The organism is Geothrix fuzhouensis (assembly GCF_024609325.1).
Classification (GTDB): Bacteria; Acidobacteriota; Holophagae; order Holophagales; family Holophagaceae; genus Geothrix; species Geothrix fuzhouensis.
The window spans coordinates 1,286,242-1,299,794 of sequence record NZ_JANHMQ010000001.1; the positions used below are offsets into that span (position 1 = coordinate 1,286,242).

The following is a 13,553-nucleotide window of genomic DNA, read 5'->3' on the forward strand; positions in this document are numbered from 1 at the left end:
TAATCAATCACTTAATCCTGTCAATCTTGTCCAAGCCTTTCGAACTCCCGACGCCTACCCCGCCATGACGCTGAAGCCACCGTCCACGTAGAGCACCTGGCCGGTGATGCCGCGGCCCATGTCGCTCACGAGAAAGACGCCGGCATCGCCCACTTCCAGTTGATCCGTGTCCCGCTGCAGGGGGGTGTGGGAGCGGTGGGCCTTGAGTTTGGAGCCGATGCCCGGAATGGCCGAGGAGGCCAGGGTCTTGATGGGGCCGGCGGAGATGGCGTTCACGCGGATGCCCTGAGGACCCAGGTCAGCAGCCAGGTACCTCACACTGGACTCCAGGGCGGCCTTGGCCACGCCCATCACGTTGTAGCCGGGCACCACCCGTTCGCCACCCAGGTAGGTGAGTGTCACGATGGAGCCGCCCTCGGCCATGAGGGGCTGGGCCGCGTTGCAGACCGCCGCCAGGGAATAGGCGCTGATGTCGTGGGCCACCCGGAAATCCTCGCGGCTGGTCTCCACGAACCGGCCCTCCAGGGCCTGCCGGGGCGCGTAGGCCACGGCATGCACCAGGAAGTCGAGCTTGCCCCACTTCTTGCGGATTTCGTCGAAGGCCATGACGATCTGGCTATCGCTGCCCACGTCCATGGGCAGGAGGAGTGGATTCTTCAGGTCTGCCGCCAGCTCGCGGACATTCTCGCCCAGGCGCTCGTTCTGGTAGGTCAGGCAGAGCTGGGCGCCGGCCTCGGCCACCCTCTGGGTGATGCCCCAGGCGATGGACCGCTTGTTCGCCACGCCGATAATCAGCCCGCGCTTCCCCTCCAACAACCCACCCTTGGCGCTCATGCGATCTCCTCCAGAGTCGTGTGCAGACAATCACTTAGCATAGCCGAACCCGCGCTACCGCGCTATACCCGGAGTCAGGACGAAGCCGCAGCTGCCAGTGATGACCGGACCCTGAAGCCTAAAGATGTTCAGCCACCGATTTCAGTGATTTCACTGATCAATCCAGTGATTCTCTGTTCCAGCGCAGCACGGGCTCTAGGGAGGGTGTCAGGCCCATGCGGGAAGCATCCGGAGCCTAATCACTGCCATCACTGTAATCACTCGAATCGGTGGCGGAAAATATTTTCAGAACCCCGTTAGCAGCAGATCCATCGCCGCAAGGATCTCGCCCCTCGAAGACAACAGATCACCCGCGATGGCCCCCAACTCCCGCCGCGGGATGCCTGCCAACTCCGGGACTATGGCCACCAGCGGCTGTCCCTGGAAGTCCACCACCGGGGTCAGTCGGGACATAGTGTGGACATTGGCGGCATCGGTCCGGTACAGGGGCACCACCAACCGCGTCCCGAGCATGGAGAGAACCTCCGATTGCACATCCAGCAGGAAGGGAATGGCTGTGTTCGTCCCTGGATTCGGGTTCCGGAACACGGAATACGAGACCATCAGAAGGTCCGGAGGCCGTCGCTGAACACGCCCTGGGCTTCGATCCTTCGGTTGTAGGCCTCGACCGCCGCCCGGTTCTCCTCCGCCCAGCGTTCCGCCAGCCGGACACTCACAGCGTAGGTGAGCGCCTCCTCAGCCACGCTCGAGAGGTTGAGCCCCAGCTCCCGAGCCTGCCGCAGGAGATCGGAATCCAAGCTGAGATTGACCGCCTTCTTGGATGCCACGGATCCTCCGACATGAATGCGCATTAAACATGCGCATCTTCCCTATTATCGTCAATCCCCAAGAGAAAGCCTTTCTGCCACCGATTTCGGTAATGGACAGCGATTGGGCCCCGGATGCTTCCCACATGGGCCGGCCAGAGGCCACCCCCGGCTCTGCCGGAAGTCAGGGAGGGTGCCAGGGCCGCGCATCCGAAAAAGGCACGGCCCTGGCACCTTTCCTGGCGCCCTTGCCGCGCTGGGACAAAGATTCACTGGCTTGATCACTGGAATCACTGAAATCAGCGGCGAAAAAAGTTCTTCCCCCCAATCCTGTTCATCCTGTCCTCAATCCTGTTAATCCTGTCTTCGCTTTTGTTGGAGGGATGCCCGTGCTCCCCTTGGCCCCCATCTCCCTCGTCACCCTCATCGCTCTCGCCCCATCCACCGCTCATCCCTTCCGCGCCGACCTCAACGCCGGGCACTACCTCAAGGTGCTGGCCGAAGCCGAGGCCCGTCTGCGCCAGGACGGGGCCAACGCTGCTGCCTGGGCGGCCAAGTCCCAGGCCTTGTCCAGCCTGCAGCGGTTCACTGAGGCCCACTCCGCCGCTGACCGGGCGGTCTCCCTGCAACCGGGGTTGGCGGATGCCCTCCTGGCCCGGGGTCTGGCCCAGGCCGGCGAAGCCATCCGTCAGCGCGACCTCGGCAGCCTGCGGGGAGCCCTGGGTGCCATGGATGATTTGCGCGCCGCCACTCAGGCCGACCCCACCCTCGCCCCCGCCTGGATGAGCCTGGGGCTGGCCTACGAGCTGCTGCCGGGGATCCTGGGCGGCTCCACGAAGAAGGCCCTGCGCTGCGCCGACCAGCTGCGGCGCGTGGCCCCCGCCCGGGGGGATCTGCTCCAGGCCCTGGTCCTGGTGGAAGAAGACCAGTGGTGGGAAGCCCAACCCTATTTCGGCCGCGCCTTGGCCCAGGCGCCGCAGGATCCCGAAGTGGTGGGCCAGTGGCTCGATGCCCTGGACCGCCGACCTGCCAAGAAGGCCCTGGGCGAGGCTGGGAAGAACGCCCGACTGCTGGCCGAAGCCTCCCGTCTGCTGCCCGGCGTCCGCACCCGCGCCCGCGGCGTGGCCGCCGTCAGCGACGCCTACCTGCACGGTGGGCGGCCCGACCTCGCCTGGCAGGTCGTCCAGGAGCACCTCACCCAAGTGGACGCCCCCAGTCTGCTCCGACTCCAGATGGGCAAAGTGGCCGCCGTCAGCGGCCTCCACCGCCCTGAAGGCCTCGCCGCCCTCGACCAGGTGCTGCGCGAGCCCCTCGAAGGCGGCAGTTCCGGTTACCCCGGCGCCTGGTGGCGCAAAGGCCAGATCCTCCGCGACCTCGGCAGGAAGGACGAAGCCCGCAAAGCCGCCCAGGAAACCCTCAATCTCGATCCCAGGCACCGGGGGGCGCGGGAACTGCTGGAAAACCTTGGACAGGATTGACAGGATTAAAAGCTGGATTAACAAGATTAAAGCTGGCAATTTTGGTCGTTAATCCTGTTCATCCTTAAGAATCCTGTTCATCCTGTCCCTGCTTTTCCATGCATGTGTACTCCTGGATGGCCAGGAAACCCTCCGGCTCGACTCCAAGCAGCAAACGTGTGAATGGATGGACGCAATGGAGCCGGGACACTGACCCATCGCGTCAGTCCCTTGACGGGAGGCTGGGCCCGGCGGCTCCCCACAGGCGGAAACCTCACCTGATGCCTTTCCCCGTCAATGGTTCCATTTCTCCCTGGCCCCTTGGCACAGGTATTGATACCTTCAGTCGCGGCAACCGCCCATTAGGAGATCTCCATGAAGAACCAGAAGGGCTTTACCCTCATCGAGCTGCTGCTCGTGCTCGCTATCATCGGCATCATCAGCGCCATCGCCATTCCGGCCCTGCTCAGCCAGCGCGCCCGGGCCCGTGACAAGGCCTCCATTTCCAACCTGAATGGCCGCATCGGTGATCTGGTCGGCCAGTGGGACCGGCTCAAGGAAGGTGGCACTCCGAATAGTCAGACTACGGCGGCACTGAATTCATATCTCACCAACACAGCAAAGAGCGACCGTAGCCCTTGGGTGGCCTCTCAGTTGGCGTTCGCGACAATCGTTTCCGCCCAGGCTACCTCCACCACGGCCATCTCTGCTGTTGTCTCTGACATCAAGGGTATCGCGGCAACCATGCCCAAGGGGCAGGTCGCCTTCAAGGTCTGGTTCCCCCAAGCCGGCGGCGGTACGGCTGTCGTGAGTAATGTTACCGTCGTACAGAAGCCGGGTAGTGGCTTCATCGCCGGTGGCGTTATGATTGACGGCCTCGTCAATGGCACGAATGTCGTGACCAAGGTTAGCGCGCTGGAGTAGGGTGGTTTTTGATAGATTCAAACCGGAGGCTACCAAGCCTCCGGTTTTTTTTGGGGTAATGATGCGAAGGCTTCAAACCTTTTGGCGGTGGATCGCTCCTCTTGCCGCGGGATTCCTGGCGCTAGTCCTCCTGTTCCTCATGTTTTGGGTGGATGCCCGAGGCACAAACGCAGGACTAGGATCGCTCATTACCGAAGGGCTCACTTCCACCTACGGCAAGCGCTTCGCCTTCCGGCTGGTATTCGCCGAAATCGCCCCCTTGTACCTTGTCGGGGGGCTTATTGGCTGGCTGGCAGCCTTGGCTGCCGGAACGCTGGTGCTTGATCGCACCTGGCGGTCTGGCTGGACCTGGACCCAAGGCTTCCTCCTCTCCCTGGCTGGGCTGGTCTGGATCCACTGGATCTACTGGTGGGAGGTGCCCACGGCCATGTGGGTCATCCCGGGCCTTTCCCGTCTACCGATCCTGGCTTCTCTCCTGCTGCTGCTCGGGCTGGCGGTGGGGTTGGCTTATCTGGGCTTGCGGCGAGTCGGGCGGGGCCAGAGCTGGGGGGGGCTGCGGCGCTTGGGGGTGTTGCTTATCTGCCTGACGGCCTGGGGCGGCCTGGCGGAACTTCCCCTCTGGCTGGCCCAGCGGACCCACCCCCACGCGCCATCCGGCCATCCGGTCAAGGCACTGTTCCTGGGCATCGACGGCATGCGGGGGGACTTCCGGACCCAACCGGAGTTCAAGAGCTTCGCGGGTGTGTCCTACCCGAACGTCTATTCCCCCCTGCCCGCCACCCGCATGCTGTATCACCTCTTGTGGGGGGGGGATCCAGAGTTCTATTCCATCGCCACCGTGGTGCCGTCCATCGAGGAACTGACCGGCGAGGTCAACCTGAAGCTCCTAAAGGATGCCCAGGCACGTGGTCAGAAGGTGCGTTTCTTCATTGATGATGGCGGCACCATCAGCATCTCGGGGCGGACCTACCTGTTCGACCGGGTCACCATGCCCGCGCGGGGGTGGGAGAACTTCGTCAATTCCAACCTCGGTGTGCGCGTGCCACTGTTTGCGGCCTGGCTGGACATCCTGAGGGTGTTCCCCACCACCAACCCGTGGACGAACCCCGCGGCTGGACTGCACCAGACCTTGGAACAGGGGCGGGGAGCAGACTGGGTGATCTACCATTCCTGCCTCGCCCATCAACCCATTTTCCTCACCAGGAAGGAACTCGGGGAGATCCAAGGCTGGTGGAAAATCCCAGCCAACCGTTTCAAACCCTTCAGCCAGCTTGAACAGATCGAGGCTCGTGACCTGGTGGAGCAGCCTCCGGCCCAGGATCCCTACCAGGCGTACCAGATCCGCATCCGGAGCATCCTCAAAGCCTGGGCTCCCATCTGGAACCAGCTCTCCAAGGATCCGGACTACCAGGATGCTTTTCGGGTGCTGACCTCGGATCATGGGGAGCGCTTCTACCACGCCACCAAGGCCCTTCGCCTGGGAGGGGTGCATGGCTATGGCCTGGATCCCTGGGAATTGCGCGTACCCCTGGTCGTGGCCACGCCTGGCTGCGCCCAACAGCAGGTCCAAGGACCGGCCCGGGCCCTCAGCCTGCTGGATCTCCGGGATGTGACCGACCAGCTTTTGACTACGGGAAAGGTCCCAGACCCCGCACGGCTGGCCTCACGGCCGTTTGCGCCAGCCCGATTCCACACCCTTCGGGACACCCACTTCAGGCGATCTCTCAAGGAGTACCGGGAGTACACCACCGAGGGCATCATCAAGGCCACCTACATCCTGCCAGAGGGACTCTGGGCCATGATCTACGAGAAACCCGCCAGCGAACGAGGCGCGGATGTCTCCCTGGCCAAGGCAGAGGAAGATCATTTGACGGTCCTGAAGCCGCTCAAGGGAGGCGGGGCGGAGAAGACGGAATTCAAGGGGTACGACCTGATCGCCCAAGGCGATATCGACGAAAAGGAATTCCAGCGACTGAAGGCGATCATTGAGAAGGAGTTCTTCCGAACGCCCTGGAATCCATCGAAATAAAAGCCAGGGAACCCTTTTGGGGCCCTGGCCGCTTACGAACGCTTACCAAACAGTCAATGCTGTCGGGCCAGTTCTTTCCCGGATTGGTCCGTCTGGTAGACCAGCCCACCCCCGCCCTTGTTGTTGACGGATAAAACGTAGGTCAACCCCACGTTCTTGATCTCGACGGTGTAATCCATCTGCGAATTACCTTGGGGGGTGAAGCTGGGGGCGATGTCGGTGGAGGGGCGGGTTCCGTCCGATTTCCAGGTGTAGGTGCCTGCACCGCCGTAGAGTCCATTCTCGGCTTTGCGTGTTTCAAGGGCCATGGACAGCACCTTGGCATTCGACATGGCATCGCCAATGACCCGGGCCCGGGTGCGCTGGCCCAGGAAGGTGGGAATGGCGATGGCGCTGATGATGCCGATGAGGGCCATTACGAGCAACAGCTCGATTAGGGAGAAACCGCGGGCGTTGCCGGAGCGGCGGGGCGTCAAGCGGGACAGCAGGCCGGACATGGGGACCTCCAGGGATCGCAGGAAAGCATGCAAGGGACGTGCGAAACCGCCGCGGTCAATCCTTCCCGAACACGTTGGCCAGGTTGAAGATGGGCAGGTACATGGCGATCACGATAAAGCCGATGATGCCGCCGAGCATGGCGATCATGACGGGTTCCATGAGGCTGGTGAGGTTGGCCACGGCGTTGTCCACCTCGTCTTCGTAAAAATCCGCCACCTTGGACAGCATGGCGTCCAGGGCGCCCGTGGCCTCGCCCACGCCCACCATCTGCACCACCATGGGCGGGAAGACCTTGGTTTCTGCCAGGGGGGTGGCGATGTTGCGGCCTTGCTCCACGGCATCCTTGGACTTGAGGATGGCGTTCTGGATGACCATGTTGCCGGCGGTGCGGGCCGTGATGTCCATGCCTTCCAGGATGGGCACACCGGAGCTGATGAGGGTGCCCAGGGTGCGGCAGAATCGGGCCACAGCCACCTTTCGGAGCACGTCGCCAATGATGGGGATCTTCAATAGGAGCGCATCGATTTGGAGGCGACCCGGCGGTGTCTTGTAATACTGGCGGAGGCCAATCGTGATGACAGCGATGGCGATGATGAGCAACCAGCTGTAGTTGATGAGCGCATTGGACATGGCCATGCAGACCAGGGTGGGGAAGGGTAGCTTGCTGCCCAGACCGTCATACATGGCGGAGAAGACGGGGATCACCTTGACCATGATGATGACCACTACGGCGATGGCGATGGTGATGACGGCCACAGGGTAGGTCATCGCGCCTTTCACCTTAGCAGTGAGCTTCACGGCCTTCTCGATGTAGCCCGACAGCCGCTGGAGGATGACGTCCAGGATGCCACCGCTCTCGCCGGCGCCCACCATGTTCACGTAGAGGTCATTGAAGGCCTTGGGATGCTTGGAGAGGGCGGCCTGGAGGGTGAGACCCTGCTCCACGTCTCCCCGCACGGCTTCGATGATCTTCTGGAAGCCCTTGTCCTGCTGCTGGGCCCCCAGGATCTCCAGGCACTGCACCAGGGGCAGGCCCGCGTCGATCATGACGCTGAACTGCCGAGTGAAGATGGCCAGTTCCTTGGGCTTCACCTTGCCGAAGGACTTGGTGCCCTTGGCGGCCATGGCGCCGATGGTGGTGACTTCAATACCGTTGCGCTTCAGGGTGGCGGCGGCGGCATCCCGGGATTCGGACACCAGGACGCCCTCCTGGGCCTCCCCCATGCGATTCTTGCCTTTCCATGCGTATGCGGGCATGCGGACCTCGGCGGGCTAGGAACGGTGGTGCCTTCAGGATAGGCAGGAATGGATCAGTGGTGAAGAACTAATGGTCGCAGGGGAAATGCCTAGGTGTACTTGATGTTGGGATTCCGCCCGCCCAACGCGGGATTGGTGGTGGTGGCCTGGGCCGCGGCAGCTCCGCGGCCACCGGCCGAGCCGAGGCCCACGCCCCGGTTGATGAGTTCCCGCAGTTCATCCACGTTCGACGAATACTCGAAGGCCTGCTCCTGGGTGATCTCCTTGCGGAGAACCAGGTCAGCCAGGCTCTGGTTGAAGGTCTGCATGCCGTATTTGGTCTGGCCGGACTGCATGGTGCCGTAGATCTGGTGGACCTTGTCCTCGCGGATGAGGTTCCGGATGGCGGAGTTGGGGATCATGATCTCCAGAGCCAGGGCCCGCCCCTTGCCACTGGCTTTGGGGATGAGGCTCTGACAGATGACGCCTTCCAGCACCAGCGAGAGCTGGGCTCGGATCTGCGCCTGCTGGTGGCTGGGAAACACGTCGATGATGCGGTTGATGGTCTGCACCGTACTGTTGGTGTGCAGGGTGCCGAAGGTGAGGTGGCCCGTCTCGGCAATGGTCAGGGCCGATTCGATGGTCTCCAGATCGCGCATTTCACCCACCAGCACTACGTCGGGATCCTGGCGGAGGGCCGAACGCAAGGCCTTTTTGAAGCTGTGAGTGTCCGCGTGAATCTCCCGCTGGTTCACCAGTGCCCGCTTGTGTTTGTGGACGTATTCCACCGGGTCTTCGATGGTGAGGATGTGGACGGGCTCCTCGGCATTGATCTTGTCCACCATGGCGGCCAGGGTCGTGGACTTGCCGGAACCAGTCACGCCCGTCACCAGCACCAGGCCGCGGGGTTTGTCGCAGAGGGCCTGGACCGAGGGCGGCAGGTTGAGCTGCTCGAAGCTGCGGATGTTCTCGGGGATCGTGCGGAAGACGCCCGCCGTGGCACCCCGCTGATTGAAGACGTTGGCACGGAAACGGGCCACGCCCTGGAGACCGAAGGAGAAGTCCACCTCCAGATCCTCCTCGAGGCGGTGCTTCTGCTGATCAGTCATGACGCCATAGCAAAGCCAGCGGGTCTGGGAGGCGTCCAGCGGGGGTAGCTTGAGAGGCACCATGCGCCCATCGATGCGGATCTGCGGCGCCGATTCCGTGGTGATGTGAAGGTCCGTGCCTCCGTACTCCACCATGGTCTTGAGCAGCTGCTGCAGCGGAGCTACGTAGTTGGCACCAATGTCACTCATGCTGGCCTCGGGAAAAACAACTGCTTGGACGGGATTAACAGGATGGAAGGCAGGATTAACAGGATTCTTGGAGTCGAGGGCTCCGGAACTTCTTCTTCACTTGGAGGCTCCGGGCACCGAAGTTCAGGAGCAAAGCCCGTTCCAGGCCGGTGGCGGTCAAGTAATTGACGACTTGCACCTCGTGCTCGGGGAGGATGGCCTGGACAGCTTTCAATTCAAGGGTCAGGGATCCATCCACCAGAAGATCTGCCCGGTACTGCCCGACAAGCTCGCCCCGGTAGTGGACTTCGAGCCGCACTTCGCGTTCGAACGGGATGCCGCCCAGGGCCATCTCGAGGGCCAGGGCATTCTGGTACACCGCTTCACTGAACCCAGACCCCAGCGTGGAATGCACCCTCATCGCCGCGCCGATGACACGTCCCGAAAGTTCTTCCAGCACAGCCCCAACCACCATTCCCGTCCCACTCTTTCAAAATCCTGTTAATCCAGCTTTCAATCCTGTTAATCCTGTCAAAGAACTTGGCAAACGTGGGTCGGCGCCTAGAGGACTGTCTCGCGGATGATCTCTTCGATGGTGGTCACGCCGTCGAGGACCTTGCGGCACCCGGAGCGGCGGAGGGTGATCATGCCCTCCTTCTGGCCCTGCTCGCGCAGTTCGATGGCCGAGGCCCCGGTGAGGATCATGTCCTTGAGGGTCTCCGACATCTCCAGCACCTCGTAGAGGCCCACGCGGCCCTTGTAGCCACGCTTGTTGCAAATATCGCACCCGACGGGCTTGTAGAAGGTGATGCCCCGCTGGATCTCCTCCGGGGTGAACCCCACCTCGCGCAGGGCCTCTTCGGGCTGGTGGTGGGTGTCCACGGCTTTGCAGCTGGCGCAAAGGCGGCGCACGAGACGCTGGGCGCAGATGATGTTCACAGAGGTGGCCACCAGGAACGGCTCCACGCCCATGTTCATGAGGCGGTTGATGGTACTGGGGGCGTCGTTGGTGTGCAGGGTGGACAGCACCAGATGGCCCGTGAGGCTCGCCTTGATGGCGATCTCGGCCGTCTCGAAGTCGCGGATTTCGCCCACCAGGATGATGTTCGGATCCTGCCGGAGGAAGGAGCGCAAGGCCGCCGCGAAGTTGAGGCCGATCTGCTCCTTCATCTGCACCTGGTTGATGCCGGGGAAGTTGAACTCAACCGGATCCTCGGCGGTGAGGATGTTTGTGTCCACCGTGTTGAGCTTGGCGATGGAGGAGTACAGGGTGTTGGTCTTGCCAGATCCCGTGGGCCCCGTCACCAGCACCATGCCGTAGGGCTTCGAGATCTGCCGATCCCAGCGATCCAGGCTTTCCTGTTCGAAGCCGAGCTTGGTGAGGTCGAGCATGAGCTTGTCGCTGTCCAGCAGCCGCAGCACGATCTTCTCGCCGAACAGGGTTGGCAGAATGCTCACGCGGTAGTCGATGACCTTCTGCCGGCCACCCATGTTCACGCGGAGCTTGATGCGGCCGTCCTGGGGCAGGCGCTTCTCGGCGATGTTGAGCTTGGCCAGGATCTTCACGCGGGAGGTGAGGGGATCCTTCAGCTTCAGGTTCGGGCGCATCACCTCCATGAGGATGCCGTCGATGCGGAACCGGATGCGGTAGTTCTTTTCGTAGGGTTCGATGTGGATGTCGGAGGCCCCGCGCTTGATGGCGTCGATGAGCACCATGTTCACGAGCTTCACCACCGGGGCATCCTCGCTGCCCTTCTTCAGGGCGCCGACGTTGATGCTCTCCTCGTCGTCGTCGGTGGCCTCGAACTCGGCGTCGGCATCCAGCTCCTGCTCCAGTTCCTGGAGGTCGAACTGTTCGTCCAGCTCGTTGAAGGGCTTGGCTGCGGTGGTGTCGATGGGCCCGGCCCCCGCGGGTCCGCCGCCCATGGTGGCGCGGCCGCCCTGGCTATCGGCAAGACGCACACCACTGGCGCCGCCATAGTACTTCTCGACCGCCCGCACCAAGCCCATCTCGCTGGACACGACGGGATCCACGTTGTAGCCGGTGTGGAACCGCACGTCGTCCATGGCGAAGATATCGGTGGGATCCGACATGGCCAGAGTCAGCACATTGCCCGTGCGCTGGAGGGGCAACACCTTGTGGCGCTGGGCCAGATCCTTCGGGATCAGGGCGATGACACCCGCATCGATAGGGGGCCATTGCTCCAGATCCGCGGCCGGAACTCCGTACTGCATGCCGAGGAAGCTCACGATGTCCTGATCTGAACAGTAGCCCTGGCGCACGACGATGCTTCCGAGCTTGCCGCCTTCACGCCGCTGGATTTTCATAACGTCTTCCAGCTGTACATCCGTGATGAGCTGGGCCTTGACTAGCATTTCCCCGAGCTTACTTGCCACTGGCTGCCTCCGGATGGGGTAAGCCGATGGTATCACCTCCTGAAGTCATCCCCGCGTCTGGCTGTATCTCCCGGTCCGCCGGTCTTCACTTAGTCCGGCCCATTGTATGCTTTCGACATGCCCGTCCCAGGAACCCCGCCCCAGCGCCTGATGCTGGCCCGGCAGTTGATCCGGGAGAAGGGTCTTTCCCGGATGGACCTGGCCCTGCTGGAAGACATCCTCCGGGCAGGGGCGGGCGATCTGGATCCCCTGCTGGAGGCCCCTTCGCGGGAGGCCATGGCCGCTGAGGAATCCCCGGCCCAGGCCAACCTGCGCCGGAACCTTGGCCTTTTCCTGGCCTTCCTGCACCAGTTCTCGCCCCGCCGGCTCGGCGAAGCCCGGGCTCCCATGGGCTTGGTCCTCCAACATGGTCTGGGGCGACTGGCCCAGCTGACGGGGACCGCCCACCGGGAACTGAGGGTGGAACAGGAACAGCCCGCCTGGGTGGGGCTGCTTCTCGACCTCCTGGCCTCGCTCCGGGCCATGGCCCCGGCTCCGGGGGAGGATACCGGGGCCCTCCGGGTCTTGTGGGCCGCCTTCCTGGAGGATCACCGTGACGCCTTCCGACAGATTCTGACCGCCCTCCAGACCTGCAAGGAGGGGCCAGAGGCCGTGGCCAGCCTGAACACCCAGATGAAGGTGGTGAACCGGGCCATCCAGGGCCAAGGCCGGCTGGAGGAATCCCTGGCGCGGCTCGCGGAACAGCTGGAAGCCTGCATCCCCCCGGAATTCCACGCCCGGGTGGAACCCCTGCTGTTGCTGCAGCACGTGGTGTCGAACCTGCGCCTGAGCCTGCTGCGCCCCCTTGATCGGGGCATCCACTGGCCCGCGGTGGAGCAGATCCGGGGGAGCCTGCGTTGGCTCTGGGACCACTTGGGCTGGGTTCTCCCACGCATGGACGCCGAGCTGTTCAGGGACCGCATGCCCGCGGATCTGCGGCAGCTGCTCCAGGACCTTCGCGGAGAGGACCGGGCCCTCTTTGCCGTGGTAGCGCGAGCCCTGGCCAGCCACATCTCCCTCCTTGGGTTGATGGAATCCCTGGAACCCTACGCCGGGGCCAGCGCCCAGGACCTCTATGCCGCCGTGCCTACCTTCCTCGTCATCGAATCCGAGCTGGGCCGCGTGGCGGACCGTGCCGACGACCCAGGACGGACTGCGCAGCTGAATCCACAACGGCAGGAGGTTCCGCGGCTCCGGGCCTACCTCCGCCAGGCGGTGTTGAGCCTGCACCAGGATCAAGTGACCCTGCGGAGCCTGCTGCAGCAGGCCCTGGCTGGGGCGGACACGGACCAGCTGGCCCACACTCTGGACAACTTGCGCGGCCTGCTCGTCAACCACCAGAAGCAGCTCATGAGCGAGCTGGTCGGCCTGTTCTCACCGGCTGTTCAGCAGCGGCTCTTCCCGGAATCCCCCAGCATGATGGAGGAGGGTGAACGCCTCCGGTTGCGCATCCAGCGGCTCTGGGAACAGGTCCCACCGATTCACGCCCACCTTCTGCTGAGTATGGAACTCCAGGACTGGCCGCGGCTCGCCCTGGGGCTCGCCCAGGCCTACCGGCATGTGCTGGCCTTCCGCCGCAGCCCGGAATTCCCTCTGATGCGGCGGCCGGACCGGGAGGAGGCCGAGCGCCTCATCCTGGACCTGGGTCGGCTGCTGGAATCCCCTGAGGAAGTCCACCAGGCCCTCCGGGATAGCCTGGACCTGCTGGGCGAACTGCTGCGGTTCCTGGAACTGTTCCTGCTCCGCATCAATGCCCGGGTCCCCCTTATCAGGCAGGACCTTGAGGTGGCCCAGGAGGCCTTGAAGCTCATCGCCAGTCTGCAAAAGGATCCCGCGGGAGCGGAGCGCACCCGGCTCTCCCACAAGCTGATCCAGAACGCCAAGCGCCTTGGGGTTCGCGACGCCCAGGCCGTGACCCTGCTGAAGCGCTGGGTCCGGGCCGAGCGCAGCCAGCGGGAGGGGTCGCTGCCCACCCTGGAACAGCTCGCCGCCCACCTCGGCCAGTTGGCCTTGAGATTGGAAGCCGCGCTGGGCTGATCGCCCACCACCGACCAAG

Annotated in this window: 12 protein-coding genes; 4 read left to right on the forward strand and 8 right to left on the reverse strand. The window is 63.4% G+C overall.

Annotated features, from left to right (window positions below; genetic code table 11):
* Window positions 1-54: 54 nt before the first annotated feature.
* The 3 genes from NOV74_RS05830 to NOV74_RS05840 form a co-directional block, all read right to left on the reverse strand.
* Window positions 55-834, reverse strand: a complete 780-nt coding sequence (locus NOV74_RS05830) for an enoyl-ACP reductase FabI (protein WP_257310068.1) — start codon at window positions 832-834, stop codon at window positions 55-57.
* Window positions 835-1,119: 285 nt separating this feature from the next.
* Window positions 1,120-1,437, reverse strand: coding sequence for a CcdB family protein (locus NOV74_RS05835; protein WP_257310070.1), 318 nt, complete (start codon window positions 1,435-1,437; stop codon window positions 1,120-1,122).
* Window positions 1,437-1,661, reverse strand: coding sequence for a type II toxin-antitoxin system CcdA family antitoxin (locus NOV74_RS05840; protein ID WP_257310072.1), 225 nt, complete (start codon window positions 1,659-1,661; stop codon window positions 1,437-1,439). The genes NOV74_RS05835 and NOV74_RS05840 overlap by 1 nt, the downstream gene beginning before the upstream one ends.
* Before the next feature lie 362 nt (window positions 1,662-2,023).
* On the opposite strand from NOV74_RS05840, the gene NOV74_RS05845 reads away from it, so the two are divergent.
* The 3 genes from NOV74_RS05845 to NOV74_RS05855 all read left to right on the forward strand — a co-directional run bounded on the left by NOV74_RS05845 (window position 2,024) and on the right by NOV74_RS05855 (window position 6,050).
* Window positions 2,024-3,118, forward strand: coding sequence for a tetratricopeptide repeat protein (locus NOV74_RS05845; protein WP_257310073.1), 1,095 nt, complete (start codon window positions 2,024-2,026; stop codon window positions 3,116-3,118).
* 354 nt (window positions 3,119-3,472) lie between these two features.
* Entirely contained in the window at window positions 3,473-4,021 is a 549-nt protein-coding gene (locus NOV74_RS15300; RefSeq protein WP_306672286.1) for a prepilin-type N-terminal cleavage/methylation domain-containing protein, read from the forward strand.
* A gap of 316 nt (window positions 4,022-4,337) precedes the next feature.
* Window positions 4,338-6,050, forward strand: a complete 1,713-nt coding sequence (locus NOV74_RS05855; protein WP_257310075.1) for an alkaline phosphatase family protein — start codon at window positions 4,338-4,340, stop codon at window positions 6,048-6,050.
* Between the two features lie 53 nt (window positions 6,051-6,103).
* Here NOV74_RS05855 and NOV74_RS05860 read toward each other — a convergent pair whose 3' ends face one another.
* From NOV74_RS05860 to pilB, 5 genes are all read right to left on the reverse strand, one after another.
* On the reverse strand, window positions 6,104-6,547 hold the full coding sequence (locus NOV74_RS05860; protein WP_257310077.1) for a type IV pilin protein: 444 nt from the start codon (window positions 6,545-6,547) through the stop codon (window positions 6,104-6,106).
* A 55-nt stretch (window positions 6,548-6,602) separates the two neighbouring features.
* The gene (locus NOV74_RS05865; protein WP_257310079.1) at window positions 6,603-7,805 is read right to left on the reverse strand and encodes a type II secretion system F family protein; all 1,203 of its coding nucleotides are present in this window, start codon (window positions 7,803-7,805) and stop codon (window positions 6,603-6,605) included.
* 89 nt (window positions 7,806-7,894) lie between these two features.
* Complete coding sequence (locus tag NOV74_RS05870) at window positions 7,895-9,082, reverse strand: type IV pilus twitching motility protein PilT (RefSeq protein WP_257310081.1); 1,188 nt, start codon at window positions 9,080-9,082, stop codon at window positions 7,895-7,897.
* A 55-nt stretch (window positions 9,083-9,137) separates the two neighbouring features.
* Window positions 9,138-9,536, reverse strand: a complete 399-nt coding sequence (locus NOV74_RS05875; RefSeq protein ID WP_257310083.1) for a GxxExxY protein — start codon at window positions 9,534-9,536, stop codon at window positions 9,138-9,140.
* A gap of 86 nt (window positions 9,537-9,622) precedes the next feature.
* A complete protein-coding gene (gene pilB, locus NOV74_RS05880; protein ID WP_257310085.1) occupies window positions 9,623-11,437 on the reverse strand; it encodes a type IV-A pilus assembly ATPase PilB in 1,815 nt (604 codons plus the stop codon).
* A gap of 138 nt (window positions 11,438-11,575) precedes the next feature.
* Between pilB and NOV74_RS05885 the strand changes: the two genes are divergently transcribed.
* Window positions 11,576-13,534 (forward strand): hypothetical protein, encoded by a 1,959-nt coding sequence (locus NOV74_RS05885; protein ID WP_257310087.1) that lies wholly within the window; start codon window positions 11,576-11,578, stop codon window positions 13,532-13,534.
* Window positions 13,535-13,553 lie beyond the last annotated feature (19 nt).

What these genes read in the sequence shown, in the direction of transcription:
- NOV74_RS05830 (WP_257310068.1), bottom strand. Translation starts at nt 834, where the DNA reads ATGAGCGCCAAGGGTGGGTTGTTGGAGGGGAAGCGCGGGCTGATTATC.
- NOV74_RS05835 (WP_257310070.1), bottom strand. Translation starts at nt 1,437, where the DNA reads ATGGTCTCGTATTCCGTGTTCCGGAACCCGAATCCAGGGACGAACACA.
- NOV74_RS05845 (WP_257310073.1), top strand. Translation starts at nt 2,024, where the DNA reads ATGCCCGTGCTCCCCTTGGCCCCCATCTCCCTCGTCACCCTCATCGCT.
- NOV74_RS15300 (WP_306672286.1), top strand. Translation starts at nt 3,473, where the DNA reads ATGAAGAACCAGAAGGGCTTTACCCTCATCGAGCTGCTGCTCGTGCTC.
- NOV74_RS05860 (WP_257310077.1), bottom strand. Translation starts at nt 6,547, where the DNA reads ATGTCCGGCCTGCTGTCCCGCTTGACGCCCCGCCGCTCCGGCAACGCC.
- NOV74_RS05865 (WP_257310079.1), bottom strand. Translation starts at nt 7,805, where the DNA reads ATGCCCGCATACGCATGGAAAGGCAAGAATCGCATGGGGGAGGCCCAG.
- NOV74_RS05870 (WP_257310081.1), bottom strand. Translation starts at nt 9,082, where the DNA reads ATGAGTGACATTGGTGCCAACTACGTAGCTCCGCTGCAGCAGCTGCTC.
- NOV74_RS05875 (WP_257310083.1), bottom strand. Translation starts at nt 9,536, where the DNA reads ATGGTGGTTGGGGCTGTGCTGGAAGAACTTTCGGGACGTGTCATCGGC.
- pilB (WP_257310085.1), bottom strand. Translation starts at nt 11,437, where the DNA reads ATGCTAGTCAAGGCCCAGCTCATCACGGATGTACAGCTGGAAGACGTT.
- NOV74_RS05885 (WP_257310087.1), top strand. Translation starts at nt 11,576, where the DNA reads ATGCCCGTCCCAGGAACCCCGCCCCAGCGCCTGATGCTGGCCCGGCAG.